General features: G+C 73.3%; 23 protein-coding genes. 14 read left to right on the forward strand and 9 right to left on the reverse strand.

All coding sequences use genetic code 11. The annotated features are described in order from the left end of the window. Positions 1–68 precede the first annotated feature (68 nt). Positions 69–1,262, forward strand: coding sequence for an RtcB family protein (locus tag AC07D6_RS05990; protein WP_479042417.1), 1,194 nt, complete (start codon positions 69–71; stop codon positions 1,260–1,262). A 283-nt stretch (positions 1,263–1,545) separates the two neighbouring features. Here the strand turns inward: AC07D6_RS05990 and AC07D6_RS05995 are convergent, their stop codons facing one another. Beyond that, positions 1,546–2,307 carry an SDR family NAD(P)-dependent oxidoreductase gene (locus AC07D6_RS05995; RefSeq protein ID WP_315876684.1) on the reverse strand — a complete coding sequence of 254 codons (762 nt, stop codon included), beginning with the start codon at positions 2,305–2,307 and terminating at the stop codon, positions 1,546–1,548. Positions 2,308–2,472: 165 nt separating this feature from the next. Between AC07D6_RS05995 and AC07D6_RS06000 the strand changes: the two genes are divergently transcribed. After that, positions 2,473–2,946, forward strand: coding sequence for a hypothetical protein (locus AC07D6_RS06000; protein ID WP_315876685.1), 474 nt, complete (start codon positions 2,473–2,475; stop codon positions 2,944–2,946). 105 nt (positions 2,947–3,051) lie between these two features. Here AC07D6_RS06000 and AC07D6_RS06005 read toward each other — a convergent pair whose 3' ends face one another. Then, positions 3,052–4,536: an FAD-dependent oxidoreductase gene (locus AC07D6_RS06005; RefSeq protein WP_479042420.1), complete on the reverse strand. Its 1,485-nt coding sequence runs from the start codon at positions 4,534–4,536 to the stop codon at positions 3,052–3,054. A 128-nt stretch (positions 4,537–4,664) separates the two neighbouring features. Here AC07D6_RS06005 and AC07D6_RS06010 point away from each other — a divergent pair, with 128 nt between their 5' ends. Next, positions 4,665–5,327 (forward strand): TetR/AcrR family transcriptional regulator, encoded by a 663-nt coding sequence (locus tag AC07D6_RS06010; protein ID WP_479042423.1) that lies wholly within the window; start codon positions 4,665–4,667, stop codon positions 5,325–5,327. A 40-nt stretch (positions 5,328–5,367) separates the two neighbouring features. Here the strand turns inward: AC07D6_RS06010 and AC07D6_RS06015 are convergent, their stop codons facing one another. From AC07D6_RS06015 to AC07D6_RS06030, 4 genes are all read right to left on the reverse strand, one after another. Beyond that, positions 5,368–6,102, reverse strand: coding sequence for a Mut7-C RNAse domain-containing protein (locus AC07D6_RS06015; protein ID WP_479042425.1), 735 nt, complete (start codon positions 6,100–6,102; stop codon positions 5,368–5,370). Between the two features lie 226 nt (positions 6,103–6,328). After that, the gene (locus AC07D6_RS06020) at positions 6,329–7,078 is read right to left on the reverse strand and encodes a phosphodiesterase (protein ID WP_479042427.1); all 750 of its coding nucleotides are present in this window, start codon (positions 7,076–7,078) and stop codon (positions 6,329–6,331) included. A 69-nt stretch (positions 7,079–7,147) separates the two neighbouring features. Beyond that, positions 7,148–7,666, reverse strand: coding sequence for a GNAT family N-acetyltransferase (locus AC07D6_RS06025; RefSeq protein WP_315876690.1), 519 nt, complete (start codon positions 7,664–7,666; stop codon positions 7,148–7,150). Then, positions 7,666–8,298 carry a hypothetical protein gene (locus AC07D6_RS06030; RefSeq protein ID WP_479042428.1) on the reverse strand — a complete coding sequence of 211 codons (633 nt, stop codon included), beginning with the start codon at positions 8,296–8,298 and terminating at the stop codon, positions 7,666–7,668. Before AC07D6_RS06030 ends, AC07D6_RS06025 begins: the two co-directional genes overlap by 1 nt. Positions 8,299–8,734: 436 nt before the next feature. On the opposite strand from AC07D6_RS06030, the gene hemL reads away from it, so the two are divergent. The 7 genes from hemL (at position 8,735) to ccsB (ending at position 16,544) form a co-directional block, all read left to right on the forward strand. After that, positions 8,735–10,051, forward strand: coding sequence for a glutamate-1-semialdehyde 2,1-aminomutase (gene hemL / locus AC07D6_RS06035; RefSeq protein WP_315876692.1), 1,317 nt, complete (start codon positions 8,735–8,737; stop codon positions 10,049–10,051). Next, positions 10,048–10,737 carry a histidine phosphatase family protein gene (locus AC07D6_RS06040; RefSeq protein ID WP_315876693.1) on the forward strand — a complete coding sequence of 230 codons (690 nt, stop codon included), beginning with the start codon at positions 10,048–10,050 and terminating at the stop codon, positions 10,735–10,737. The genes hemL and AC07D6_RS06040 overlap by 4 nt, the downstream gene beginning before the upstream one ends. Before the next feature lie 153 nt (positions 10,738–10,890). Then, complete coding sequence (locus AC07D6_RS06045) at positions 10,891–12,162, forward strand: polysaccharide deacetylase family protein (RefSeq protein ID WP_315876694.1); 1,272 nt, start codon at positions 10,891–10,893, stop codon at positions 12,160–12,162. Between the two features lie 77 nt (positions 12,163–12,239). Beyond that, positions 12,240–12,854 (forward strand): TlpA family protein disulfide reductase, encoded by a 615-nt coding sequence (locus AC07D6_RS06050; protein WP_479042431.1) that lies wholly within the window; start codon positions 12,240–12,242, stop codon positions 12,852–12,854. Positions 12,855–12,857: 3 nt separating this feature from the next. After that, complete coding sequence (locus AC07D6_RS06055) at positions 12,858–13,595, forward strand: cytochrome c biogenesis CcdA family protein (RefSeq protein ID WP_479042434.1); 738 nt, start codon at positions 12,858–12,860, stop codon at positions 13,593–13,595. A gap of 7 nt (positions 13,596–13,602) precedes the next feature. Continuing rightward, complete coding sequence (gene resB / locus AC07D6_RS06060; protein ID WP_479042436.1) at positions 13,603–15,453, forward strand: cytochrome c biogenesis protein ResB; 1,851 nt, start codon at positions 13,603–13,605, stop codon at positions 15,451–15,453. Next, complete coding sequence (gene ccsB, locus AC07D6_RS06065; RefSeq protein WP_479042438.1) at positions 15,450–16,544, forward strand: c-type cytochrome biogenesis protein CcsB; 1,095 nt, start codon at positions 15,450–15,452, stop codon at positions 16,542–16,544. Before resB ends, ccsB begins: the two co-directional genes overlap by 4 nt. Before the next feature lie 322 nt (positions 16,545–16,866). Here the strand turns inward: ccsB and AC07D6_RS06070 are convergent, their stop codons facing one another. The 3 genes from AC07D6_RS06070 to AC07D6_RS06080 all read right to left on the reverse strand — a co-directional run bounded on the left by AC07D6_RS06070 (position 16,867) and on the right by AC07D6_RS06080 (position 21,149). After that, positions 16,867–18,438, reverse strand: a complete 1,572-nt coding sequence (locus AC07D6_RS06070; RefSeq protein ID WP_479042440.1) for a type 1 periplasmic-binding domain-containing protein — start codon at positions 18,436–18,438, stop codon at positions 16,867–16,869. 5 nt (positions 18,439–18,443) lie between these two features. Continuing rightward, positions 18,444–20,585 carry a hypothetical protein gene (locus tag AC07D6_RS06075; RefSeq protein WP_479042442.1) on the reverse strand — a complete coding sequence of 714 codons (2,142 nt, stop codon included), beginning with the start codon at positions 20,583–20,585 and terminating at the stop codon, positions 18,444–18,446. Between the two features lie 150 nt (positions 20,586–20,735). Next, positions 20,736–21,149: a PLD nuclease N-terminal domain-containing protein gene (locus AC07D6_RS06080; protein ID WP_479042444.1), complete on the reverse strand. Its 414-nt coding sequence runs from the start codon at positions 21,147–21,149 to the stop codon at positions 20,736–20,738. A 217-nt stretch (positions 21,150–21,366) separates the two neighbouring features. Between AC07D6_RS06080 and AC07D6_RS06085 the strand changes: the two genes are divergently transcribed. From AC07D6_RS06085 to AC07D6_RS06100, 4 genes are read left to right on the forward strand one after another with little or no spacing between them, the layout of a single operon-like run. Beyond that, entirely contained in the window at positions 21,367–22,818 is a 1,452-nt protein-coding gene (locus AC07D6_RS06085) for a menaquinone biosynthesis decarboxylase (protein WP_315876702.1), read from the forward strand. Then, positions 22,815–23,309, forward strand: a complete 495-nt coding sequence (locus AC07D6_RS06090) for a hypothetical protein (protein ID WP_479042447.1) — start codon at positions 22,815–22,817, stop codon at positions 23,307–23,309. The genes AC07D6_RS06085 and AC07D6_RS06090 overlap by 4 nt, the downstream gene beginning before the upstream one ends. Continuing rightward, positions 23,306–24,226: a menaquinone biosynthesis prenyltransferase MqnP gene (gene mqnP / locus AC07D6_RS06095; protein ID WP_479042449.1), complete on the forward strand. Its 921-nt coding sequence runs from the start codon at positions 23,306–23,308 to the stop codon at positions 24,224–24,226. Before AC07D6_RS06090 ends, mqnP begins: the two co-directional genes overlap by 4 nt. A 43-nt stretch (positions 24,227–24,269) precedes the next feature. Further along, positions 24,270–24,830, forward strand: a complete 561-nt coding sequence (locus tag AC07D6_RS06100; RefSeq protein WP_479042451.1) for a Uma2 family endonuclease — start codon at positions 24,270–24,272, stop codon at positions 24,828–24,830. Positions 24,831–24,946 lie beyond the last annotated feature (116 nt).

Below are 24,946 nucleotides of genomic sequence, written 5' to 3' on the forward strand. Positions count from 1 at the left end.
GCTGTCACTTATGTCAGTTCTGGCACCGGATTTTGCGTTTTCTGACTTTTCTGGGGGACCGAAGAAGTATGTCGTACGTTGAGATGCCGGGGGCGAAGGTCCCCATCCGGATGTGGGCGGACCCCGCCACGGTGGAGGACGTCGCCCTCCGACAGCTGCGGAACACCGCGACCCTGCCGTGGATCGAGGGTCTCGCCGTGATGCCGGACGTCCACTACGGCAAGGGCGCCACGGTCGGGTCCGTCATCGCCATGCGCGGTGCGGTCTGCCCGGCGGCGGTCGGTGTGGACATCGGCTGCGGGATGTCGGCCGTCAAGACGTCGCTCACCGCGAACGACCTGCCGGGCGACCTGTCCGGACTGCGGTCGCGGATCGAGCGGGCGATCCCGGTGGGCCGGGGGATGCACGACGAGATGCTCGACCCCGGACGGCTCCGGGGCTTCACGGCGACCGGGTGGGACGACCTGTGGGCGCGGTTCGACGGCATCGCGGAAGCGGTCAGGTTCCGTCAGGAACGGGCTGCGAAGCAGATGGGAACGCTCGGAAGCGGTAACCATTTCGTCGAGGTCTGCCTGGATTCGACCGGATCGGTGTGGCTGATGCTGCACTCCGGGTCGCGGAACATCGGCAAGGAGCTCGCCGAGCACCACATCGGAGTCGCCCGGGGGCTGCCCCACAACCAGGACCTGATCGACCGGGACCTCGCGGTGTTCGTCGCCGACACGCCGGAGATGGCCGCGTACCGAAACGACCTGTTCTGGGCGCAGGAGTACGCCAAGTACAACCGCACGGTCATGATGGCGCTCCTGAAGGACGTGGTCCGCAAGGAGTTCACGAAGGCCGGGGTGACCTTCGAGCGGGAGATCTCCTGCCACCACAACTACGTGGCGGAGGAGCGGTACGACGGCATGGACCTGCTCGTCACCCGGAAGGGCGCGATCCGCGCCGGGAGCGGCGAGTACGGGATCATCCCCGGCTCCATGGGCACCGGCTCGTACATCGTGAAGGGCCTCGGCAACGAGAAGTCCTTCAACTCCGCCTCGCACGGAGCCGGCCGGCGGATGAGCCGGAACGCCGCCAAGCGCCGGTTCTCCACGCGGGACCTGGAGGAGCAGACGCGGGGCGTGGAGTGCCGCAAGGACTCCGGCGTCGTCGACGAGATCCCCGGCGCGTACAAGCCGATCGAGCAGGTCATCGACCAGCAGCGCGACCTGGTGGAGGTCGTGGCGAAGCTGAAGCAGGTCGTCTGCGTGAAGGGCTGAGCCACCCGCCCAGCCCGCTCGTTCGCCACCCGGCCCGGCCCGGCCCGGCCCGGCCCGGCCCGGCCCGGCCCGGCCCGGCCCGGCAGCCCCCGCCCGGCTTGGCCCGCCCGCTGGCTCGGCGGCTTGGTCTTCCCGGCCCGGCCCCCCGCTTGCTGGCCCGGCCACCTGGTCTTCCCGGCCCGGCCCGACTTGCCCCGCCCCAGCCCGACAACCCCACCCGGTGGCCTGACCCGCCCGCTTGACCTGCCCGGCCTGGCTCGGCCGTCCAGACGGTCCCGGCGGGTCAGCCCTCCCGGTGGACCTTCTGGTTCGACGCCTGGGCGCGGGGGCGGACGACCAGCAGGTCGATGTTGACGTGGGGCGGGCGCGTCACGGCCCAGGTGATCGTGTCGGCCACGTCATCGGCCGACAACGGGTCGGGCACGCCCTCGTAGACCTTCGCGGCCCGCTCCGTGTCGCCGCGGAACCGGGTGGTGGCGAACTCCTCCGTCTTCACCATGCCGGGCGCCACCTCGATGACCCGGACCGGCGTGCCGACGATCTCCAGGCGCAGCGTCTCGGCGAGCACCCGGGCGCCGTGCTTGGCGGCGACGTAGCCCGCGCCGCCCTCGTACGTGGCGTGGCCGGCCGTGGAGGAGACCACGACGACCGTGCCGGCGCCGCTCCCGGTGAGCGCGGGCAGCAGCGCCTGCGTCATGTGGAGCGTGCCGAGGACGTTCACCTCGTACATGCGGCGCCAGTCCTCGGGGTCGCCGGTCGCCACCGGGTCGGCGCCGAGCGCGCCTCCGGCGTTGTTGACCAGGACGTCGCAGCGGTCCAGGGAGTCCGCGAAGGCGTCGACGGCCGGACGGTCGGTGACGTCGAGGGCGTACGCCGTGGCCTGGTGACCGGCTTCGGTCAGCTCGGCGGCCAGGGCCTCGATGCGGTCCTTGCGGCGGGCGGTGAGGACGACGCGGTGGCCGGCCGCGGCCAGGTGGCGCGCGGTCGCGGCCCCGATGCCGCTGCTGGCTCCGGTGACGACGGCGACGGGCAGGGCGGCGGTCATGGTCTGCGGGCTCCTCGGGCCGGTGAGCGGTACGCCGCCAGGATAGGCGTCTTCCGCGACTGAGTGTGGTGTACATGATCATCACTTGGGGCGGTCGTGGGTCGGTGGGTCGAGGTCCGCGTGGCTGACGCGGGATGAAGGGCGGGAAAGCGGTATCTTCCGGGCATGATGGCGATGCGTAGGGCCGCTGCGGCGGTGTCCGTCGCGATGGCGGCGGTGTTCGGTGCGGGCAGTGGTGCAGGGGCGGTCGGCCCGGAAGCCGATGTGATGCACCACGGCTACGCCACGCTCTCCGGCGACCGGCTGGACGTGACGGTGCTGACACGGAACCAGGGGCCGTCCTCTCTGGAGGACATGACGTTCCGCGTGGAGGTGTCCGCGCCGGTCGTCTCGGTGGGCCGGAGGCTGCCGGCCGGCTGCGTGTGGGGCGGGGAGCGGGTCGTGCTGTGCTCGACGGGGCCGCTGGCCGCGGACGGCGAGCGGCGGGAGACCCTGCTGGACCTGCGGATCACGGGCGCGCCGCAGGAACTGACCGTGCGCGTGGACACGGCGTGGAACGGCGGCGCGACCGACGGCAGCCCCGACAACAACGACCACCGCGTGATCGTCCTGGCGACCGGAGACCCGTACGTGTTCTGACCGCCGCCCGACTGTCTGATCTGAGACGCCCCGGGTGATGGGGTACGGTCCGCGGTCGCCGAAGGGACGTGCGTCCGCGGCGCCCGGTCCCCGGCCGGGCGGCGTTCAGCCCCGGGCCCAGGCTATGTAGCCGTCGGGGCGGACCAGCAGGGCGCCGCGGCGGGAGGGGTTCGCCCACACGGCCCGTACGACCCCGCCGGGCGCGGCGGCGATCTCCGGAGCGGCCGGGTGCGTGTCCCGGGGGGCGACCAGGACGAAGGAGCCCGCGCGCAGCAGCTCGTACAGGCGGCCCTCGGCGAGCAGGAGGTCCGGGACGCGCCGCCCGGCGAGGCGGTGCGCACCGCGCCCGGCGGGGTAGGAGACGGCGATTCCGCTGAGCATGCCCGTCACGGCGGCGGAGACCGGCCGGACCGTGGTGACGAGTCGGGCGACGGCGGTACGGGCGGCGCGCCGGAGGGGCGTGCGGGCCATGGCGAGGCGGATGATCGTCCCGCTGCCGCGGACGACGGCCGTGCCGACCGGGTGCCGCTCGGCGTGGTAGCTGTCGAGGAGCGCCTCGGGGTCGTCCGTGTCGCCGCGCAGGACGGCGGCGAGCTTCCAGGAGAGGTTCGCGGCGTCCTGGAGACCGGTGTTCATGCCTTGGCCGCCGGCGGGGGAGTGGACGTGCGCGGCGTCGCCGGCGAGCAGGACGCGGCCCACGCGGTAGGCGGATACCTGCCGTTCGTCGCTGTGGAAACGGGAGATCCAGCGGGCATCGCGCATCCCGAAGTCGGAGCCGAGGGCGCGGCGGGCGATGCCGCGGATCTCGTCGAGGTCGGCGGGGACGTCGTCCGGGACCTGGTGGCGCCGGTCCCAGCCCATGACCCGGTACCAGCCGTCGCCGAACGGGGCGACGAACGCGAACGCGTCGCCGGTGCCGTTGGCGGCCAACACGTCCTCGGGGGGATCCGCCAGGCGGACGTCCGCCAGGACGAGCGAGCGGACCACGGAGCGGCCGGGGAACGGCAGGCCGAGCTGGTCGCGGACCGTGCTGCGGACACCGTCCGCGCCGACCAGGTAGCGGGCGCGGAGGCGTGTGACCGCGCCCCCGTCCCCCGGCGGGGCGAGCTCGGCGGTGACGCCTTCGGCGTCCTGGCGCAGGGCGCGCAGCGCCGTGCCGCGGCGGAACTCCACGCCGGCGGCCCGGGCGCGGCGCTCCAGCAGCCGCTCCACCTCGTACTGCGGGGTGACGAGCAGGTACGGGAAGCGGGAGCGCAGCCGCGAGAGGTCCAGTACCAGACTGCTGAACAGGCGCAGCCGGGTGAGGGTCGTGCCCGTTCCCACCAATTCGTCCGCAAGGCCGCGGGCGTCGAGGAGCTCCAGCGTCCGGGCGTGGACGCCGAAGGCGCGGGTGAGGTTGCCGGTCGCGTGGGGGCGGCGCTCGACGAGCGTGACGCGGAGTCCGGCCGAGGCGAGGTCGCCCGCGAGCAGCAGCCCGGTCGGACCCGCGCCCACGACGGCGACGTCCGTGTGCGCGCCGGTGCGGTCGCCCGGCTCGCCGGTCGTGCCCGTGCTGGTCGTGTCTGTGCCAGTCATGCCCGTGCTGGTCATGCCTGCCTCCTCAAGCCGACCCGAGTGGGTCAACGGTCGTTGGTCAACATTCGTTGGTCAACGCTTGTTGGCAAAGGTAAGCCGGGCGGGGCTGGCGTGTCAACACTTGTTGGCCTACAGTCGTTGGCGTGAAGGAAGACGCCGTCGTCGACACCCCGCCGACCCCCGCCCCCGCCCGTGCCCCGCGCCGCTCGGACGTCACCCGTGCCGCGATCCTCGCGGCCGCCCGCGAGCGGTTCGCCGCGGACGGCTACGAGCGCGCCACCATCAGGGCGATCGCCCGCGACGCGGGCATCGACCCGTCGATGGTCATGCGCTACTACGGCAACAAGGAGGGGCTGTTCGTCGCGGCCTCCGAGATAGACCTACGGATACCGAGGCTGGGCGCCGTGCCGTCCCGGCACGTCGGCGCCGTCCTCGTCACGCACTTCCTCGACCGCTGGGAGGCCGACGACGTCCTGACGGGCATGCTCCGCGTCGGCGTCACCAACGAGGCGGGCGCCGAGCGCATGCGGGAGATCTTCAAGGCCCAGCTCGGGCCGATGGTGGCGGGCGTCTGCCCCGACCCGGCGGAGGCCCCCCGCCGCGCCGCGCTCGTCGCGTCGCAGATCCTCGGCATGGCACTCGCCCGGTACGTGCTGCGGTTCCCGCCCGCGGCCACGATGTCGCGCGACGAGCTGATCGCCTGGCTCGCCCCGACGATCCAGCGGTACCTGACCGCAGAACGGCCGGAGCAGTCGGAGCAGTCGGAGTGGCCGGATCAGCCGCCGGAGGAGCTGGAGGAGTCGTAGGGGCCGGGCCGCGGCGGCCGGCCGTCAGGTCGCCGGGCCGTCAGGCCGCCGCGCCGCCGAACTCGCGGAGGGCCGTGCGGACGATGTCGTCCAGGCGGGCGTGGTGGGCGCCGCGCCAGTACACGCGGTCGCAGGCCGTACAGCGGGCGAACACGTCGTACGTGCGCTGCGTGCCGTGCTCCAGGCGCTCACGCACCTCGTCCTTGTCCGCCTCGGTCAGCACGCCGTTGCAGGCCGTGCAGCGGGTCCACGGAGCGAGGCGCGGGGCGAAGCGCTCCAGCACGTCGCGCAGTTGCTCGTCCGGGCGGTGGCTGTAGACGTACGCGCCCGCCCACAGCTCCCGGCGGCGCAGCAGCCCGCGGTCGCGCGAGAGCATCACGCGCCGCTCCCGCGCCGACTGCGCGGCCAGCGCGGCGTCGCCGATGTCCTCGCTCTCGTACGCGGCGTCGACGCCCAGCAGCCGCAGCCGCCGCGCGAGCGTGCCCAGGTGGACGTCGAGCAGGAACCGGAGCGGCGCCCCCGGCACCTCCTGGGGGCGCCGTACGCCCCGTACCTCGATCTCGTCGCCGGAGGCCGGCACGTGCGAGGCGGGGACCGGCTCGCCGGACACCAGCAGGGCGCCCACCTCGGTGAGCGGCACGCCGAGCGACTCGACGACGTGCCCGAGCGTCGACACGCCGTCCGTCACCAGGGCCGTACGACCGGCACGGCGGGGTGCCGGTACGAACAGGCCGAGTTCGGGCGCGAAGCTGATGTGGATCTCCGGTCCGTTCACGCGGCCAGGATGCCACCGGGCGGCCCGCCCCAGCCAGATCATTTCCAGGCCCCACCGCCCGGCCCCGGCTCCCGCCGCCCGCACCGGTCCGGCCTCCCCTGCCTGGCTCCGGCTCCCGCCGCACGGACCTGCCTGGGGTCGCTGTCCCGCCGGTCCCCGCCACCCCGCCAGTCCCTGCCGTGTCCGCCGGCCCCCCGCCGCCGGTCCCGCCCAGGAGGCGCCGTTCCTACGCCACCACCCTGAAGTGGGTCGTCACCCCGCCGTCCTCGTCCACCACGTGGAACGCCACCCCCGGCGGCGCCGCGCGGTCGGTGAAGCCCTCGCCCGCCTCCCACGGCATCCGCACCGTCGACACCACGCCCGGGGCCACCAGCAGCGGACGGCCGGCGAACACGGTCGCGGCCGGGGTGTGGGCGTGGCCCGCGAAGAGGGCCGGGACGTTCCGGCGCCCGGCCAGCAGGCGGGCCAGGTCGTCGGCGTTCAGGAGGTTCATCCCGTCCAGCACCGGGTGGCGCAGCGCGGCCGGCGGGTGGTGGAAGGCCGGCAGGGCGGGCGCGCCGGCCAGGTCGTCCAGGGTCCGCTCCAGCCAGTCGAGCGTCCGCGCGTCGAACCGGCCCGCGTCCTCGCCCGGGATCGTCGAGTCGCACATCAGCAGGGCGTGGCCCGCCACGTGGTGCACCCGGTTCACCGCCGCGCCGGGGTCCCCGGCGCCGTCCTCGCCCAGCAGGACCTTCCGGTAGGCGGCCCGGTCGTCGTGGTTGCCGGGGCAGGTGTACGCGGGCGCCCGCAGCCCCGCCAGCAGCTCCGCCGCCTGCGCGTACTCCTCGGGCGCCCCGTGGTCCGCGATGTCGCCCGTGACCAGGACCGCGTCGGGGCGCCGGGACAGGCCGTTCAGGTACCGGACGACGCGGACGGCGCGCTCCGTCGCGCGCTCGGTTCCGTCGAGATGCAGATCGCTGATGTGGGCCAGCAGCACGGGAGCCCCCCTGGACGCGCCTAATGGTTGGAACACTCTAAACCGTTAGTCCGGTGCGCGTCGCCCGGGTCACGCCTCAAGATCGAAGCGCCAGTCGTTGCTCGGCGTCAGCCGTCCCGCCGGGTACTCGAAGAGGCGCTCGCCCCGCAGTTCGAAACCCGCCTTGCGGCACACCGCGTTCGACGCGGCGTTCCGCACGGACGGGTAGGCGTGCAGGTACCGGTACATCCGCGCCTCGCGCGCCAGCGCCACCACCGCGCCCGCCGCCGCCGTGGCCACGCCGCGCCGCTGGAAGCCGGGCAGGACGCTCCACCCCGTCTCGTACACCCGCTCGCCGTCCCAGGTCAGCGGCCAGTACCCGATCGTGCCGACCGGCACCTCCCCGGGCAGCAGGACGACCCGGTACATCCGTCCGGCCTCCTTCGGGCCCCCGCTCATCTCCACGTACCGCCGGTGCCGCCGGGCCAGCCGCTCCTCGGTCTCCGGCCCGCCCAGGTACGCCGTCACCTCCGGCGCGTTGGCCGCCCGCAGCAGCGCGAAGTCGCCCTCCGACCAGGGGACGAGCCGCACGGGCGGCGCGGCGTCCATCAGGGCCAGACGAGACAGTACGGCTGGTGGCCCGCCTCGTGGAGCCGCACCGAGAAGTCCTGCCACTCGTGCAGCAACTGGTACACGTCGAACGCGTCGCGCGGCCCGCCCCGGTCCGGAACCGTCGACCAGATGAAGGCGGCGGCGCCCACGGACTCCTCGCCGACCCCGCGCAGCGGGTCGACGACCGTCATCGGCAGCTTCACCACCGCGTAGTCGGGGTGCAGCACCACCAGCTCCAGCGGCGGCACCTTGTGCAGGGGCATGCCCTGGAGGCCGGTCAGCACCATGGCGGCTATGGTCTCCGGCTTGATCTTGGTGAACATCCCGCCCATGCCGAGCTCGTCGCCGCCGAGCTCCTCGGGCCGCATCGAGATCGGCACGCGCGCGGCCGTCGCGCCGTTGGGCGCGCCGAAGTACTTGTAGGTCACCCCCATGCGTCCGCCCCTGCCCCCCAGGGGGTCCGCCCCCAGGGGCGCGCCTCCCGCGGGGACTTCCCGTTGGAAGCCGTCATCCCGTCGTACGGGCTCCCGCGGGGCGGGATCGTCCCGCTGTCGCCGGTGCCTCCCCCGCCGGGCACGCTCGGGGCCCAGATCGCCGGTCCCCTCGCCCAGTCCGCCACCGCGATGCATATCTCCACCCGACTGCTTGCAGGGTGACACGGCCCCCGCCGCGCGACCCGATCATCGTGTCAGTGACCTCCCCCGCGGGCGGGTGGTGAAACACCTGTCCGCAAGAACGTCCCGGCCTCTGACACCATGGTTTCCGTGAGCTCTCCCTATGACGCCCCAGTTTCGCAGACGCGGAGGGCCGGCGCCTTGCCGAAAACAGGGTCCGGAAACTCCGTGATCCCTCAGCTTCGCCCGAGCGGGGGAACGGCCTTGTGAAACAAGATCGTGAGGGAAGGCGTCGCGCCGAAGCAAGGCCGCCCGGCCGATCGTCGTGAAACCGGATGCCGTGAATAGGGAACACGGCTCGCACCGCCCCCGCGGGACCGTCCCGCCGCCGCCCCGGCGGCAGCGCCCGCACCAGCCGTCCGTCCACTCGTTCTCGCAGGTCAGGACCCCAGTGTCGTACTCATACGAAGCCCCAGTCTCACAGTCGCTCTTCGACCGCGCCTCCCAGGTGACGCCCGGCGGCGTGAACTCCCCCGTGCGCGCCTTCCGCGCCGTGGGCGGCACGCCCCGCTTCATGGTGTCCGGCACGGGCCCGTACCTCACCGACGCGGACGGGCGCGAGTACGTCGACCTCGTCTGCTCCTGGGGGCCGATGATCCTCGGCCACTCCCACCCCGAGGTCATCGCCGCCGTGCAGGAGGCCGTCGCGCGCGGCACCTCCTTCGGCACGCCGGGCGAGGGCGAGGTCGCGCTCGCGGAGGAGATCGTGGCGCGGGTCGCCCCGGTCGAGCAGGTGCGGCTCGTGTCCAGCGGCACCGAGGCGACCATGTCCGCGATCCGCCTGGCCCGCGGTTTCACCGGCCGCAGCAAGGTGATCAAGTTCGCGGGCTGCTACCACGGGCACGTGGACGCGCTGCTGGCCGCCGCCGGCTCCGGCGTCGCCACCTTCGGGCTGCCCGACACGCCCGGCGTCACGGGCGCGCAGGCCGGCGACACGATCGTGCTGCCCTACAACGACCTGGAGGCCGTCCAGGAGGCGTTCCACCGCCACCCGGGCGAGATCGCCTGCGTGATCACCGAGGCGTCCCCCGGCAACATGGGCGTCGTCCCGCCCCGCCCCGGCTTCAACCAGGGCCTCAAGGACGCCTGCGCGAAGAACGGCGCGCTGTACATCTCCGACGAGGTCATGACCGGCTTCCGCACGTCCAGGGCGGGCTGGTACGGCGTGGACGGCGTCGCGCCCGACCTGATGACCTTCGGCAAGGTCATGGGCGGCGGCTTCCCGGCCGCGGCGTTCGGCGGCCGTGCCGACGTCATGGCGCACCTCGCGCCGGCCGGCCCGGTCTACCAGGCGGGCACGCTCTCCGGCAACCCCGTCGCCACCGCCGCGGGCCTCGCGCAGCTGCGGCTGCTCGACGACGCCGCGTACGAGAAGGTCGACGCGGTCTCGCGGGAGATCCAGGGACTGGTGACGGACGCGCTGGCCAAGGAGGGCGTGGCCCACCGGCTGCAGAACGCGTCCAACATGTTCTCGGTCTTCTTCACCGACCGCGACGTCCGCGACTACGAGGACGCCAAGCGGCAGGAGTCCTTCCGCTTCACCGCGTTCTTCCACTCGATGCTGGCGCAGGGCGTCTACCTGCCGCCGTCCGCCTTCGAGTCGTGGTTCGTGTCGACGGCCCACGACGAGCGCGCCGTCGAGCGGATCGCCGCCGCGCTGCCCGCCGCCGCCCGCGCCGCGGCGGAGGCCACGGAGGGCGCGGCATGACGGACGTGCGGCCGGAGGAGGTGACCGTCGTCCACCTGATGCGCCACGGCGAGGTGCACAACCCGGACGGCGTCCTGTACGGCCGCCGCGCCGGGTACCACCTGTCGGAGCTGGGCCGCCGGATGGCCGACCGGGTCGCCGAGCACCTGGCCGACCGGGACATCGCGTACGTCGTGGCGTCCCCGCTGGAGCGGGCGCAGGAGACGGCGGAGCCGATCGCCGGGACGCACGGCCTGTCCCTGGCCACGGACGAGCGGCTGATCGAGGCGGGCAACGTCTTCGAGGGCAAGACCTTCGGCGTCGGCGACGGCGCCCTTCGCAGGCCGGGCAACTGGCGGCACCTGACCAACCCGTTCCGGCCGTCGTGGGGCGAGCCCTACGTCGACCAGGTCGTCCGGATGATGGGCGCGCTCGGCTCGGCGCGCGACGCGGCCCGCGGGCGCGAGGCGGTGTGCGTCAGCCACCAACTGCCCATCTGGATCGTGCGGAGCTTCGTCGAGCGGCGCCGGCTGTGGCACGACCCGCGGCGCCGGCAGTGCACCCTGGCGTCGCTGACGACGTTCACGTACCACGGCGACCAGATCGTCTCGGTCGGCTACAGCGAACCGGCCCGCGACCTCGTACCGGCGCACCTGCTCGCGGGCGCCAAGCCGGTGAAGGGGAAGTCGAAGGGATTTGGCGCCTGAGTTCCCGGGACGGCGGTCCCGGGGCGGGGTAACCGTTTCAGCACGCCGATAATCGTGTGATTATCGGCGGAACCCCGTTCCTCTTTTCCGCATCTCCCCGTGCGCCGGGCCGGAACCCCGCCCGGCGCACCCGGGAGCGGAAGGGGGAGCGGCATGCGCGCGGTCGGCCGGAGGGGACTGCTGGGGGCGGGGGTCGGCGTCGCGGCCGCGCTCGGAGCGGGCGGCTGCGGCGCCCCCGGTGACGGCCCCGGCGGCTCCGGCGGCGCCCGCGGGGCCGGTGACCGCGACGGCGGCGGGCGCGGTGGCGGACGTCCCGGAAAGGGCGGCGGTCCCGGCGGCGCGCCGCCCGGGCGCCTCCTCGGCGACGGCTCCACCGCCGACACCGGCGGGCAGCCCCACCAGCCCGCCCGCCCCGCCCCCCTCGAACCGGGCCGGACCCCGCCGCAGTTCGTGGTCTTCTCCTGGGACGGCGCCGGGGAGGTCGGGAACGGCCTCTTCCCGCGCTTCCTCGACCTCGCCAGGGATCACGGCGCGGCGATGACGTTCTTCCTCTCCGGGATCTACCTCCTCCCCGAATCGAAGAAGACCCTCTACCGCCCGCCGAACAACCGCCCCGGCGCCTCCGACATCGGGTACCTCACCGACGCGCACATCAAGGACACCCTGAAACACCTCCGCCGGGCGTGGCTCGACGGGCACGAGATAGGCACCCACTTCAACGGCCATTTCTGCGGCGGCCCCGGATCCGTCGGGAACTGGACCCCCGACGACTGGCGCGACGAAATCGAGCAGGCGGTGAAATTCGTCACCGAATGGAAGACCAACAGCGGCTGGACCGACCTCGACCCGCTCCCCTTCGACTACCGCAGGGAACTCGTCGGCGGCCGCACCCCCTGCCTCCTCGGCCAGGACGGCCTCCTGCCCACCGCCAGGAGGCTCGGCTGGCGCTACGACGCCTCGTCCCCCGGCGGCCGCCAGGTCTGGCCCGCCAGGCGGGAGGGCCTGTGGGACCTGCCCCTCCAGGCCGTGCCGTTCCCCGGCCGCTCCTTCGAGGTCCTGTCGATGGACTACAACATCCTCGCCAACCAGTCGAAGAACTCCACCCGGGGCGTGCCCTCCCGGTACCCCGGCTGGAAGAGGCAGGCCACCGAGGCGTATCTGGCCGGATTCACGCGCGCGTACGAAACGAATCGGGCGCCCTTCTTCATCGGCAACCACTTCGAGCAGTGGAACGGCGGGATCTACATGGACGCCGTCGAAGAGGCGCTCAAAGTCATGGCCGGAAAGGAGGACGTGCGCCTCGTCTCCTTCCGGCAGCTCGTCGACTGGCTCGACGCGCAGGACCCGAAGATCTTGAAGAAGCTCCGGTCCCTCGGGGTCGGAGAATCCCCGGCCGGCGGCTGGAACGCCTTCCTGCGGGCTTAACGGAGCTTCACAAGGGGCTTTACGGGCACTCAGGGGGGCGGCCAAGATCCGCGCAACGCCCATGCGAAACTTTTCACATGAGCCACAGCCGCGCCCACCGAGGCCTCCTGCTCACCGCCGGCGCCCTGGCGGCCGCGCTCGCGCTGACCGCGTGCAGCGGCAGCCCCAAGGGCACGTCCGGCGGTGGCGGCAACACCAACTTCGTCACCAACATCGGCGGCATCGCCACCATCGCCAAGGACGAGCGCCCCGCGCCCAAGGAGCTCGCGGGCGAGACGCTCGAAGGCGACCGGCTCGACGTCGCCGACTTCAAGGGCAAGGTCGTCGTCCTCAACCTGTGGGGCGACTGGTGCAACCCCTGCCGCGCCGAGGCCCCGCACTTCGCGAAGGTGGCAGGCGACCTCAAGTCCGAGGGCGTCGAGTTCGTCGGCATCAACACCCGCAGCGACAAGGGCAAGTCGATCAAGTTCGAGAAGGACTTCAAGATCCCGTACCCGAGCCTCTACGACCGGTACGGCAAGCTCGTCCTCAACGGCTTCCCCAAGGGCGCCGTCCACCCACAGGCGATCCCCTCGACGCTGGTCCTCGACCGCGACGGGAAGATCGCCGCACGGGCCCTGAAGGCGCTCTCCGAGAAGGAACTGCGCTCGATGATCGCCCCGGTGCTCGCCGAGAAGGCCGACGGGCAGTAGTCCATGAACGAGACGGTCTTCAGCGGGGCCCTCCTGCTGGCCCTGCCCGTCGCCGTCCTCGGCGGCCTGGTCTCCTTCTTCTCGCCCTGCGTGCTGCCCCTCGTCCCCGGCTACCTCTCGTACGTGACCGGGGTCACCGGCACCGACCTGGCCGAGGCGCGGCGCGGCCGGATGGTGCTCGGCGCCGGCCTGTTCGTCCTCGGCTTCTCCGCCGTCTTCGTCTCCGGCGGCGCCCTGTTCGGCTACTCGGGCCAGACGCTCCTGGAGTACCGCGAGGTCCTGAGCAAGGTCCTCGGCGTGGTCATGATCCTCATGGGCGTCTTCTTCATGGGGCTCATGCCGTGGCTCACGCAGCGCGAGTTCCGGTTCCACAAGCGGCCGGCCGCCGGCCTCGTCGGCGCGCCGGTCATCGGCGTGCTCTTCGGCATCGGCTGGACGCCGTGCATCGGCCCGACCCTCACCGCCGTCAACGCGCTCGCGCTCAACGAGGCCAGCGCCGGGCGCGGCGCGCTGCTCACCCTCGCGTACTGCCTCGGTCTCGGCGTGCCGTTCGTCGTCGCCGCCGTGGCCTTCCGCAGGGCGCTGGGCGCGTTCGGCTGGGTCAAGCGGCACTACGCCTGGGTGATGCGGATCGGCGGCGGCATGATGATCGCGACCGGTCTGCTCCTGCTGACCGGCGTGTGGGACGCGCTCGTGCAGGAGATGCAGAGCTGGTCCAGCAGCTTCCAGGTGGGGATCTGAGGTCACCATGAGCAACACCGAACAGACCGAACAGACCGAACAGACCGGTGGGCCCGGCGACCCCGGGCGGGCCGTACCGGACGAGCAGTCCCTCGGCGCCGCCGGCGAGCAGCTTTCCACCACCCCCGACCAGGCCCCCGAGCCCGCGTCGGCCGGGCTCCCGGCCCTCGGCCCCGTCGGCTGGATCCGCTGGTTCTGGCGGCAGCTCACCTCCATGCGGGTCGCGCTGATCCTGCTGTTCCTGCTCTCCCTCGGCGCGATCCCCGGCTCCCTCATCCCGCAGAACGGCGTGGACGAGACGAAGGTCAACGCCTTCAAGGAGTCCCACAGGACGCTCGCGCCGATCTACGAGAAGCTCCAGCTCTTCGACGTCTACAGCTCGGTGTGGTTCTCCGCGATCTACATCCTGCTGTTCGTCTCCCTCATCGGCTGCATCGTCCCGCGCAGCTGGCAGTTCGTCGGCCAGCTCCGCAGCCGCCCGCCGGGCGCGCCCAAGCGGCTCACGCGCCTCCCCGCGTACACGACCTGGCGCACGGAGGCCACGCCCGGGCAGGCCCGCGAGGCGGCGCTGAAGTTGCTGCGCAAGAGGCGCTTCCGGACCCATGTGGCGGGCGACGCGGTCGCCGCGGAGAAGGGCTACCTCCGCGAGGCCGGCAACCTCCTCTTCCACATCTCGCTCATCGTGATGCTCCTCGCCTTCGCCGCCGGGCAGCTCTTCCGGTCCGAGGGCGGCAAGCTGATCGTCGAGGGCGACGGCTTCGCCAACACGCTCAGCCAGTACGACGACTTCCGCTCCGGCCCGATGTTCTCCCTGGACGACCTGAGCCACTTCAGCTTCGAACTGAAGCAGTTCACCGGGACGTACGAGGCGACCGGGCCGCAGCGCGGCACCCCCCGCACCTTCGAGGCCGACATCACGTACGCGGAGAACGGCGGCCCGGACAAGAAGGCCGTGATCCGGGTCAACGAGCCGCTGGAGGTCGACGACACGAAGGTGTACCTGATCGAGCACGGGTACGCCCCCGTCGTCACCGTCCGGGACGGCAAGGGCGAGATCGTCAGCCGGGAAGCCGTGCCGCTGCTGCCGATCGACGCCAACGTCACCTCGCAGGGCGTCGTCAAGATCAAGGACGGCTACAGGGACAAGAACGGCAAGAGGGACCAACTGGGCATCCCGCTGTTCTTCGTGCCGACCTTCGCGGGCGAGGGCCAGGGGCAGATGTTCTCCGTGTTCCCCGCGGTCGTGGACCCGCGGCTGAGCGTCTCCGCGTACCGCGGCGACCTGCGCGCCGACTCGGGCGTGCCGCAGAACGTGTACCAGCTGGACACCAGCAAGATGACCCCGTTCAAGGACGCGAACGGCGACATCCTGAAGAAGCAGCTCAAGCCCGGCGAGACCTTCACGCTGCCGGACGGGGCCGGCTCGATCACCTTCGAGAAGGAGATCAAGGAGTGGGCCAGCTTCCAGATCAGCCAGCAGCCCGGCAACGGCTGGGCGCTGACCGGTGCCGTCGCCGCCATCCTGGGCCTCGTCGGCTCGCTGTTCATCCAGCGGCGCCGCGTCTGGGTGCGGGCCGTCGAGGGCGAGGACGGCGTGACCGTCCTGGAGATGGCGGGGCTGGGGCGGAGCGAGTCCGCGAAGCTCCCCGAGGAGCTGGCCGAGCTGGCGGCCGCGCTCCACTCCGTCGCGCCCACCGCGCCGCCCGCGCCCGCGGGGCACGAGCCGGCGGGCGACGAGCCCGCGGGCGACACGCCGGCGGACGACGCCGAGAACCGTGACGCCGCCGCCCACGACACCGTGGACGGCGACGCCGAACCCGCCGAAGAGGCTGTTCCTGCCGAAGGGGCATCGCAGTGACCATCGCCGCCGCCAACGAGAACCTGGCGCACATCAGCAACGTCCTCGTCTACTCGGCCATGGCCGTGTACACCCTGGCGTTCCTCGCGCACATCGCCGAGTGGGTGCTCGGCAGCCGCAGCAAGGTCGGCCGCACCGCAGCCGCCCTCACCGCCACCGGCGGCGCGTCCGCCGCGCCCGCCGTCCAGGTGCGCGGCAAGCAGGCCGCCGGGTCCGCCGGCACCGCCGTGCTCGACAGGCCCGCGATCGTCACGCGCGGCGCCGCCGGGGCGCGGAACGTCCCGGACGGCCCCGGCGCGGCCGCCGGCGACGAGAAGGGCGACCTGTACGGGCGCATCGCCGTGTCGCTCACCACGCTGGCGTTCCTGCTGGAGGCCGGCGGCGTCGTCTCCCGCGCCATGTCCGTGCAGCGGGCGCCGTGGGGCAACATGTACGAGTTCTCGCTGACGTTCTCCACCGTCGCGGCCGGCGCGTACCTCGCCTTCCTCCTCGCCGGGAAGAACGTCCGCTGGCTCGGCCTGCCCCTGGTCACCACCGTCCTCCTCGACCTGGGCCTCGCCACCACCTGGCTCTACACCGAGAGCGACCAGCTCGTCCCCGCCCTCGACTCGTACTGGCTGTGGATCCACGTCTCCACCGCGATCTTCTGCGGCGCGGTCTTCTACATCGGCGCCGTGACCACGCTGCTGTACCTGCTGCGCGACGGGTACGAGGCCAAGGTGGCGCGCGGCGAGACGCCGGGCGCGCTCAGCCGGTCGATCATGGAGCGGCTGCCCGCCGCCGCGACGTTCGACAAGTTCGCGTACCGCGTCAACGCGGCCGTCTTCCCGCTGTGGACGTTCACGATCATCGCGGGCGCCATCTGGGCCGGTGACGCGTGGGGCCGCTACTGGGGCTGGGACGCCAAGGAGGTCTGGTCCTTCATCACCTGGGTCGCCTATGCCGCGTACCTGCACGCCCGCGCGACGGTCGGTTGGAAGGGCCGCAAGGCGTCGTACATCGCGCTCATCGCCTTCGCCTGCTGGCTGTTCAACTACTACGGCGTGAACCTCTTCGTGAACAGCCTGCACTCGTACGCGGGCGTTCAGTGACCCCTCCGCGGCGGTAGCGGGCGGCGCGCCGCCGCGCGGCACCGGAGGAGTCGGCGGGCGCGCCGTCACGGTGGGTCGGCGCCGCCGGGGCCCGCGGTGACCGGCGCGTCCCGCGGTCCGCGGCCCTCCCCGGCCGCCCCGGGGAGGCCGTGCGGCCGGCCGCCGCGGATCGCGCCGGCCCCGGCTCCCGGCCGGGCGCCGCCGCCGGCGTGCCGGAGCCCCGGCCCGGCGGGGCGGTCCTCCCGCGCGGTCCCGGTGGCCCCGGCGGTCCCGCTGTGTCCGGGACGGTCACCGCGCGGCCTCCGGTCATGAGCGCCCCCGGCTATGAGCGGCTCCGGCCACGGGCGCACCCGTCATGGTCGGCCCCGGCCACGGGCGGCCCGCCCTCCGGCCACGCCATGGCCACGAACCGCGGCGTGCTCCGCGTGAGCTGAACCACCGGCACCGCCTTGTTGTACGGGTTGCCGTGGTTGTCCAGGCAGATCCAGCCGCTCGCGCCCGTCACCTTCAGGGAGCCCTTCACCCGCGGCCACTGCTCCGCCACGTCCCTGAGCGGCGGGACGTGGGCGCCCGTGGGCGTCGCCTCCCGGATGGCCCGTACGGCCATCGCCATCGCGTCGTGCGCGACGATCGCCTGCCCGTCCGTGAGCGTGACCCGCCCGATCGGCCCCACCGGTTCCTCCGCCACCTCGCCCAGCGTCCGTACGAACTCCGCGTACGCGTCCGCCGAGCCGCCCGTCGCCGGCGGCCGGTACCCGGCCCGCGCCCGCCAGGCGTCCGGGTGCGCCAGCGCCGCGTAACGGACCGTCAGCCCCGAGTCGAGCGCCGACCGGTCAAGCTGCGGGTCCGCGCCCAGGTACGAGCCCTCGTCGCCGGTCAGCACCGTGAACCGGCGCTCCGTGCAGCCGCGCGCGCCCAGCGCGTTGATGAACTGCCGCAGTTGCGTGTGGCGCCCGGCGAAGAACACCGTCTCCGCGCGCGTGTCGCACACCAGGTGCGTGATCTGCCGGAACGTGTTGGCCGTCGTGCCCTCGGCGTTCGGGTCGTCGGCGGACGTGAACAGCACCGGCTCGTACGGGGAGCGGGCCAGCAGGCTGGAGAACGCGTTCTTCAGGGAGTTCGTGTAGTAGTCACCGGTCCGCGTGTCGTGCACGAGCAGCGCCTTCGTCGCGTCCACCCGCCGGCCGAAGCCGGCGAGGGCGCGCGCCTCGTCGCCGTTGGTGGGGGAGACCCGGGCGAGGCCGGGGAAGCGGTTGCGGCCGGGACCGTTGGCGAGGTCGTCGGCGGTGATCGTGGTGCCCACGACGGCGATGCCGGCGCGGGTCAGCTCCCCGACCGCGTTCCGCACGGGGGTGCTGCTGGTCGCGATGCCCGACACGGCCCGCAACCGGTGCGGGGCGCCCGTCATGGCCTTCAACTGGTCGACGGCCGTCTTCCAGTGGACGTTGTCCTTGCCGGTGTTGGCGAGGAGGAGCCGTACCTTCGGGGACTCGTTGTTCCGCCGGTTGGCCCGGTACTGCTGTGCGAACGCGCCCTGCAGCTCGCCCCGGACCTTCTCGCGGAGCCCCGGGCTCGTCGACGACAGCGGGAGCAGCAGGGCGACCGTCGCGTACCGGCCCTCCTCCAGCGTGGCGTTCTCCCGCCCGATGGCCGCCGCGACCTGGGTCAGGTGCGGCTGGCCGAAGTCGTAGCCGTTCCCGGCGGTGGCGACGCCGACGCACTCGGCGCTGCCCGCGGGCCGGGCGACGCCCGGCGCGCACGACCGGTCCTCGGGCGTGGTGACGCGCTGCACGACGGTGACGGTGCCCCAGGCGAGCAGGGCCAGCACCACCGTACTGGTGACGATCTTCTGGCGGACGGTGTAGAAGACGCGGTACCGGAAGGGGTTCTCCATGCTCGTCAGGCTCCTTCCTCGCTGCCCGGCGACGACGGCGCACGCCAGGCCCGTATGTCCCTCGGCCAATGGGTGGCCGCGTCCCACAGCGGGAGGCTGCCGGTCAGGTGGCGGCCGGAGAGCTGGCGCAGCTCGTACGCCATCCGCTCGACCACGTCGTCGTCGGGCAGCGCCAGCGGATCGGTGAGCAGCCACACCGCGTGCAGCAGCCGCCGCACCGACTGGTGCAGGGCCCTGGTCCCCTCGTCGAGCCCGGCCAGCTCCTCGACCGGGCCCGGGTCCTGCCCGAGCGCCACCGCGCGGCGCGGGTCGGGGCCGGCGCGGTCCGGATCGCGCGGATACGGCGCGGACGCGACGAACAGCAGCCGGTCCAGCCAGCCGCCCACGTCCGGGTCCGGGAACGCCTCCCGCAGCGCGGTCACCGCGTCGCCCGTGCGCCCCAGCGCCAGCTCCTGGCGGAGCCGGTACGGGGTGGGGCGCGGGCCGTAGTGGGCGAGCAGCGTCTCGTGGACGGCCCGCCACGCCGCGTACGCGGGGGCGTCGCCGTCGTGGAAGCGGAGCCGGTGCAGGAGGAGGGCGCGCAGCAGCGGGTCGGTGACGAAGTACGAGGGCGCGGCACCCGCCCGCCCCCCGGTCCCGGTCCCGTCCCCGCCGGCCCCCGCCCCGCCGGGGCGCGCCGTCCCCGCCGGCCAGCCGTCCGCCCGCAGCGCGTCCCGCAGCCGCAGCGTCACGTCCCCCTCCACGGAGGCGGCCCGCAGCCGGGTGCGGGCCAGCACCCGCGCCGACTCCTCGTCGTGCGCGGCCGCCAGTACGGTCAGCGCGGCCGCCTCCTCGGGGCGCAGCTCCGGCAGCAGCACGTCCAGCAGCGTTTCGGCGACCGGCACGGCGGGGGAGTCCTCCCGCACCTCGACCGTCAGGTCCAGCAGCGCGCCCGGCGTGAGGGAGCCGCGCACCCCTGCCGGCGCCTCACCCGCGGCCCGCCCCAGCAGTGCCACGCCCACCGGCCGCCCGCCGGTCAGCCGGTGGACGCCGCCGGGCAGTTCGGGGGGCGTGCGGCCGGCCGGGTCGTACTGGTCGAACAGGCTCCGCGTCTGCGCGGCGCTCAGCGGCGTCAGCTCCACGGCGAGGACGCCCGACGTGATGTCCGTGCCGCGGGGGCAGGGCGCCCGGTGCGCGACCTCCGGCAACCTCAGCCGCGTCGCGCGGCGCAGCCCCTCGTGGTCCCGGTCGCGGGACGCCGCGATGACGACGACCTGGTCGCGGCGGCCGTCCGCGCGGTCCCGGAGGATCGGCTCGACGAGGCGGCGGCCCAGCGGGAGGTGGGCGTTGTCCAGCAGGACCACCGGTCGCCCGCGCCGCGTGCCGAGCCGGGTCAGGCCGACGTACGCGCGGCGCAGGTCCTCGACGAGCGCGCCGACGAGGAAGCCCTCCGCGCCGGCGCGGCGGGTGCCGCCCTGCGAGAAGTCCACGGCGAGCTGGCGCAGGCCGAGCTTGCCGTTGCCGCCGCCGCTGCGGTAGGCGCCGTACCAGGTCTCCGAGCGGCGCTGGGACCGGCCGAAGACGTCCTCCAGGAGGGTCTCCACCGTCGCCTCCGCGAGGACCCCGGCCAGCGGCGCGGCGCCGTCCACGACCGTCGCGGCGAGCTTCGCGAGGACCTTGCCGACCCAGGTGGAGGCCGCGCCGCGCGACTCGTCGACCGTCGACAGGACCGGTCCGAGGCGCTGGAGGTCGCGGCGGGCCCGCTCGTCGTCCTCCTGCGACCAGCTGATGCTCGCGACGGCGGCGAGGCCCAGCGCGAGGCGCGGGAACTGCACGGGCTTCGCCGACAGCACGCGCGGCGAGAGCTGCACGGCCAGCTCGGCGAGGGCACCGGTGACCGGGGACCAGCCGGGGCCGTGCTCGGCGGGCTCCTCCACGCGCGCGCAGTCGAGGAGGGCGAGCGGGGTGCCGCGGCGGTAGGCGTTGCGGATCTGCTTGAGCAGCGCGGTCTTGCCCATGCCGCGCCCGCCGGTGAAGACGGTGACGGGCGGGTCGTCGCCGTGCTCGTAGCGGACGCCGGAGAAGCCGTACGGGGCGAGGCCGGTCAGGCGCGCGACGAGACCGGACGGGTCCAGGACCGCCTCACGGCCGTACAGCTCTCTGTCCACCCGCCACCCCCGCGCAGCGTCAGCGTCAGCGTCACGGGAAACGTCCCGTCACACCTTCAGGGGGGCAGGATAGCCCTGGGCGATCGCGGCGTGGCGGAGTGTTTTCGAACTGATGCCGTACCCGTGCGCACCGGTGCGCGGCGGCGGCCGTCAGGGCTGCCGGGGGTCCTCGTCGCCCTTGCCCGTGCCGCCGTCGCCCTGTTCGCGGCGCTTCAGCTCCTCCTCGCGGCGGCGGAGGTCGGCCTCCCAGTCCTCGAGGAGGGACTCGTCCTTCCCGTTCTCCTCGCGCAGGGACTTCAGGAACTCGGGGTTGTCGTCGGGCGCCACCCATCCGGCGCGGTGGCCGCGGCGCCACTCACCGGGCGCACGGCCGCCGGCCGGGGCGCGCCGCGCCCTGCCCGCGACGAGCCAGACGACGGGGCCGACGATCCAGAACAGCAGGATGATGAAGACCCACGCCACCTTGGGCAGGTGCTTGGTCTCGTCCTCGGGGGTGTTCAGGCAGTCGATGAACGCGTAGATCGTCAGCGCGATCGGCAGGATGTACATCAGCGCCCTGAGCATGTGGGACAGCCCCCTGATTCCGCTGGCGGGCCGCGCGCGGCGGGCCCCGGTGACGTACCCAGGGTATCGGGTGCCCCCGGCCTCCCCTCCGCGCGCGCTTCCCGCACCCGCCGCCGCCCCGGACCGGGCCCGTCCGTCCCGTCGCCGTCCCGACCGCCGGGGCGAAACGCACGGGCCGGGCGCGGGGCGGAGGACGGGCTCCGGGATACTGGGGACCATGGCTTACGACGATCTCCGCTCGCTGCTCCGAGCGCTGGAGCGAGAAGGCGACCTCAAGCGCATCAAAGCCGAAGTCGACCCACACCTGGAGATCGGGGAGATCGTCGACCGGGTCCAGAAGGCCGGCGGGCCCGCGTTGCTGTTCGAGAACGTCAAGGGCTCCTCGATGCCCCTGGCGATGAACGTCTACGGCACCGACCGCCGCCTCCTCAAGGCCCTCGGCCTCTCCTCGTACGGGGAGATCGGCGACAAGGTCGGCGGGCTGCTCAAGCCGGAGCTGCCGAGCGGGTTCGTCGGCGTCCGCGAGGCGTTCGGGAAGCTCGGCGCGATGACCCACGTACCGCCGCGCAAGGTCAAGGACGCCCCCGTCCACGAGGTCGTCCTGCGGGGCGACGACGTGGACCTCGACCAGTTGCCCGCGCTGTTCACCTGGCCCAAGGACGGCGGCTCGTTCTTCAACCTGGGCCTCACCCACACCAAGCACCCCGAGACCGGCGTCCGCAACCTCGGCCTCTACCGCCTCCAGCGCCACGACCGCCGCACCATCGGCATGCACTGGCAGATCCACAAGGACAGCCGCAACCACTACCAGGTCGCCGCCCGCCGCGGCGAGCGGCTGCCCGTCGCCATCGCGTTCGGCACCCCGCCCGCCGTGACGTACGCGTCGACGGCGCCGCTGCCGGAGGACATCGACGAGTACCTGTTCGCCGGCTTCCTCCAGGGCAAGCGGATCGAGATGGTCGACTGCAAGACGGTCCCGCTCCAGGTCCCCGCGCACGCCGAGGTCGTCCTGGAGGGCTGGCTGGAGCCGGGCAGGACGCTGCCGGAGGGCCCGTTCGGCGACCACACGGGCTTCTACACGCCGCAGGAGGAGTTCCCGGCGCTCACCATCGACTGCGTCACGATGCGCCGGCGCCCCCTGCTCCAGTCGATCGTCGTCGGGCGCCCGCCGACCGAGGACGGGCCGCTGGGCCGCGCGACGGAGCGTTTCTTCCTGCCCCTCCTCAAGATCATCGTTCCGGACATCGTCGACTACCACCTGCCGGAGTCGGGCGGCTTCCACAACTGCGCGATCATCTCGATCGACAAGAAGTACCCGAAGCACGCCCAGAAGGTCATGCACGCCGTCTGGGGCGCGCACATGATGTCGCTGACCAAGCTCGTCGTGATCGTCGACTCCGACTGCGACGTGCACGACCTCCACGAGGTCTCCTGGCGCGCCCTCGGCAACGTCGACTACTCCCGCGACCTCACCGTCGTCGAGGGCCCCGTCGACCACCTCGACCACTCCTCGTACCAGAAGTTCTGGGGCGGCAAGGCCGGCATCGACGCCACCCGCAAGTGGCCCGAGGAGGGGTACGTCCGGGACGGCGGCTGGCCCGAGATGATCGAGTCCGACCCGGCGGTCGCCGCGAAGGTGACGCGGCGCTGGAAGGAGTACGGCCTGTGAGCCCCGTCCCCGTGGGCGGCCCGGCCCTCTTCATCGGCACCGACACGGCCTACGTGGCGCTCGTGCGCCCCGAGCTCGACCCGGCCGACCCGGGCGTCCGGCTGGCCGCCGAGCGGGCCGGGGTGGACCCCGAGGAGTTCGCGGGCGCCGGTGACGTCTGGGCGGTCATGGTCGAGGACGACGGCGAGGGCGACGGGTTCGAGCTGCCCGGCGTGCGGGACGCCGAACCGGCCGGTTTCGCCGAGCGGCTGCGCGCCGAACTCGCCGCCGCGTCCGCGCCCGGCGCCGCGCCCCGGCCGTTCACGGTCGACGGCGGCGCCGTGCTGCGCCTGGAGGCCCGTCCGGCCGGCGGGGCGGCGTACGCCTTCACGGCCCGCGTCACCCCGCCCGACGACGGCACCTCGCAGCCGCGCGCCGTGGAGACGGGCCCGGTGCCCACCGCCGAACTGCTGGCCGACCTCGACGCGTTCCTCGGGAGCCTCGCATCATGACGACCACCGACGGCGTCGCGGGCCCGGTCCCCGCGCGCCGGCCGACCGGCAGGGTGAAGGTCTTCCTGCGCCTGGTGATGATCGAACACTCGGTCTTCGCGCTGCCCTTCGCGTACATCGCCTCCCTCACGGCGATGTACCTGCACGGCGGGAGCGTCGACTGGTGGACGCTGCTCCTCGTCACCGTCGCCATGGTCGGGCTCCGCACCTTCGCCATGGCGTGCAACCGGATCATCGACCGGGAGATCGACGCCCGCAACCCGCGCACCGCCGGCCGCGAGCTGGTCACCGGCGCGATGTCCGTACGGTCCGCCTGGGCCGGCGCGCTCGTCGCCCTCGCCGTCTTCCTGGGCGCGGCGGCGCTGCTGAACCCGCTGTGCCTGGCGCTCGCGCCGATCGCGGTCGTCCCGATGGTGGTCTACCCGTACGGCAAGCGGTTCACGAACTTCCCGCACGCGATCCTCGGCCTGGCGCAGGCCATGGGCCCGGTCGGCGCGTGGCTCGCGGTCACCGGGGCGTGGTCGTGGGACGCCGTGGTGCTGGGCCTCGCCGTCGGCGTGTGGATCGGCGGCTTCGACCTGATCTTCGCGTGCCAGGACGTGCACGCCGACCGGGCGCACGGCGTCATGTCCGTGCCGGCCCGCTTCGGCATCCCGGCCGCGCTGTACGGGGCGCGGGGCGCGCACGCCGTCACGATGGGCCTCTTCGTCTGGTACGCGCTGCTGACCGGCGCGGGGCCGTGGTTCTGGGTCGGGCTGGCGATCGTCGCGTGCGCGTTCCTGTACGAGCACGCGATCGTACGGCCGGGCGACCTGTCGCGCCTGAACAGGGCGTTCTTCACGGTCAACGGCTTCATCGGCATAGCCCTGTTCGGGTGTGCCCTGATCGATCTCGTGGTACGCGGTCTGACCGTCTGAGTAGCGTCTGGCCTACCATCGGGGGCAGGACAGGGAGGCTGACGTGACCACCTCGCAGACCGAACACCTGCACTCGCAGCTCAGCCGGTTCGAGGACATGTTCCCCGGCTATCGGACCGAGATCGTCGAGGGCAACATCATGATGAGTCCGCTTCGCCCGTTCCACAACGAGACCATCCTGATGGTCTGGTCCCAGCTGAACCAACAGCTGGACCCGGAATGGGGGCTCGTGAGCGATGTGGCCTTCCCGTTCAGCGACGAGTTCGAGTTCTGCCCGGACCTCGCCCTCGTCCCCACCGCCGAGAAGAACCGCAACCTCAGCGCCTACTCCCCCGACCTGATCGAGCTGGCCGTCGAGGTCGTCTCGCCGAGCAGCGTGCGCAACGACTACGAGGTCAAGGACCGGCAGTACGCGGCCCGCGGCATCGCCCACTACCTGATCCTCGACCCGTGCAAGGGCCACCTCGCCACGCGCTGGAACCCCGGGCCCGAGGGCTACCGGGGCCGGGACGTCGTCCCGTACGGCGGCAAGGTCGTCGTCGACACGGGGATCGGCCGCCTCACGATCGACACCAGCGGCCTGCCCGTCGACCCCGGCGCCTGAGACCCGGCGGTCGAGGCCCGGCGGCTCTGGGACCCGCCGTTTGAGGCCGGGCGTCTGAGGCCGGACGTCTGCTCCGGCGCCCCCCGACCCGTGCCCCCCCGTGCCCGTCCCGGGGG

The sequence above is a fragment of the Streptomyces sp. NPDC045287 genome, assembly GCF_056432325.1.

Coding starts and splice junctions, on each gene's coding strand:
- AC07D6_RS05990 (WP_479042417.1), top strand. CDS start 69: ATGTCGTACGTTGAGATGCCGGGGGCGAAGGTCCCCATCCGGATGTGG.
- AC07D6_RS05995 (WP_315876684.1), bottom strand. CDS start 2,307: ATGACCGCCGCCCTGCCCGTCGCCGTCGTCACCGGAGCCAGCAGCGGC.
- AC07D6_RS06000 (WP_315876685.1), top strand. CDS start 2,473: ATGATGGCGATGCGTAGGGCCGCTGCGGCGGTGTCCGTCGCGATGGCG.
- AC07D6_RS06005 (WP_479042420.1), bottom strand. CDS start 4,536: ATGACCAGCACGGGCATGACTGGCACAGACACGACCAGCACGGGCACG.
- AC07D6_RS06025 (WP_315876690.1), bottom strand. CDS start 7,666: ATGGACGCCGCGCCGCCCGTGCGGCTCGTCCCCTGGTCGGAGGGCGAC.
- AC07D6_RS06030 (WP_479042428.1), bottom strand. CDS start 8,298: ATGCATCGCGGTGGCGGACTGGGCGAGGGGACCGGCGATCTGGGCCCC.
- AC07D6_RS06040 (WP_315876693.1), top strand. CDS start 10,048: ATGACGGACGTGCGGCCGGAGGAGGTGACCGTCGTCCACCTGATGCGC.
- AC07D6_RS06045 (WP_315876694.1), top strand. CDS start 10,891: ATGCGCGCGGTCGGCCGGAGGGGACTGCTGGGGGCGGGGGTCGGCGTC.
- AC07D6_RS06050 (WP_479042431.1), top strand. CDS start 12,240: ATGAGCCACAGCCGCGCCCACCGAGGCCTCCTGCTCACCGCCGGCGCC.
- AC07D6_RS06055 (WP_479042434.1), top strand. CDS start 12,858: ATGAACGAGACGGTCTTCAGCGGGGCCCTCCTGCTGGCCCTGCCCGTC.
- resB (WP_479042436.1), top strand. CDS start 13,603: ATGAGCAACACCGAACAGACCGAACAGACCGAACAGACCGGTGGGCCC.
- AC07D6_RS06070 (WP_479042440.1), bottom strand. CDS start 18,438: ATGGAGAACCCCTTCCGGTACCGCGTCTTCTACACCGTCCGCCAGAAG.
- AC07D6_RS06080 (WP_479042444.1), bottom strand. CDS start 21,149: ATGCTCAGGGCGCTGATGTACATCCTGCCGATCGCGCTGACGATCTAC.
- AC07D6_RS06085 (WP_315876702.1), top strand. CDS start 21,367: ATGGCTTACGACGATCTCCGCTCGCTGCTCCGAGCGCTGGAGCGAGAA.
- mqnP (WP_479042449.1), top strand. CDS start 23,306: ATGACGACCACCGACGGCGTCGCGGGCCCGGTCCCCGCGCGCCGGCCG.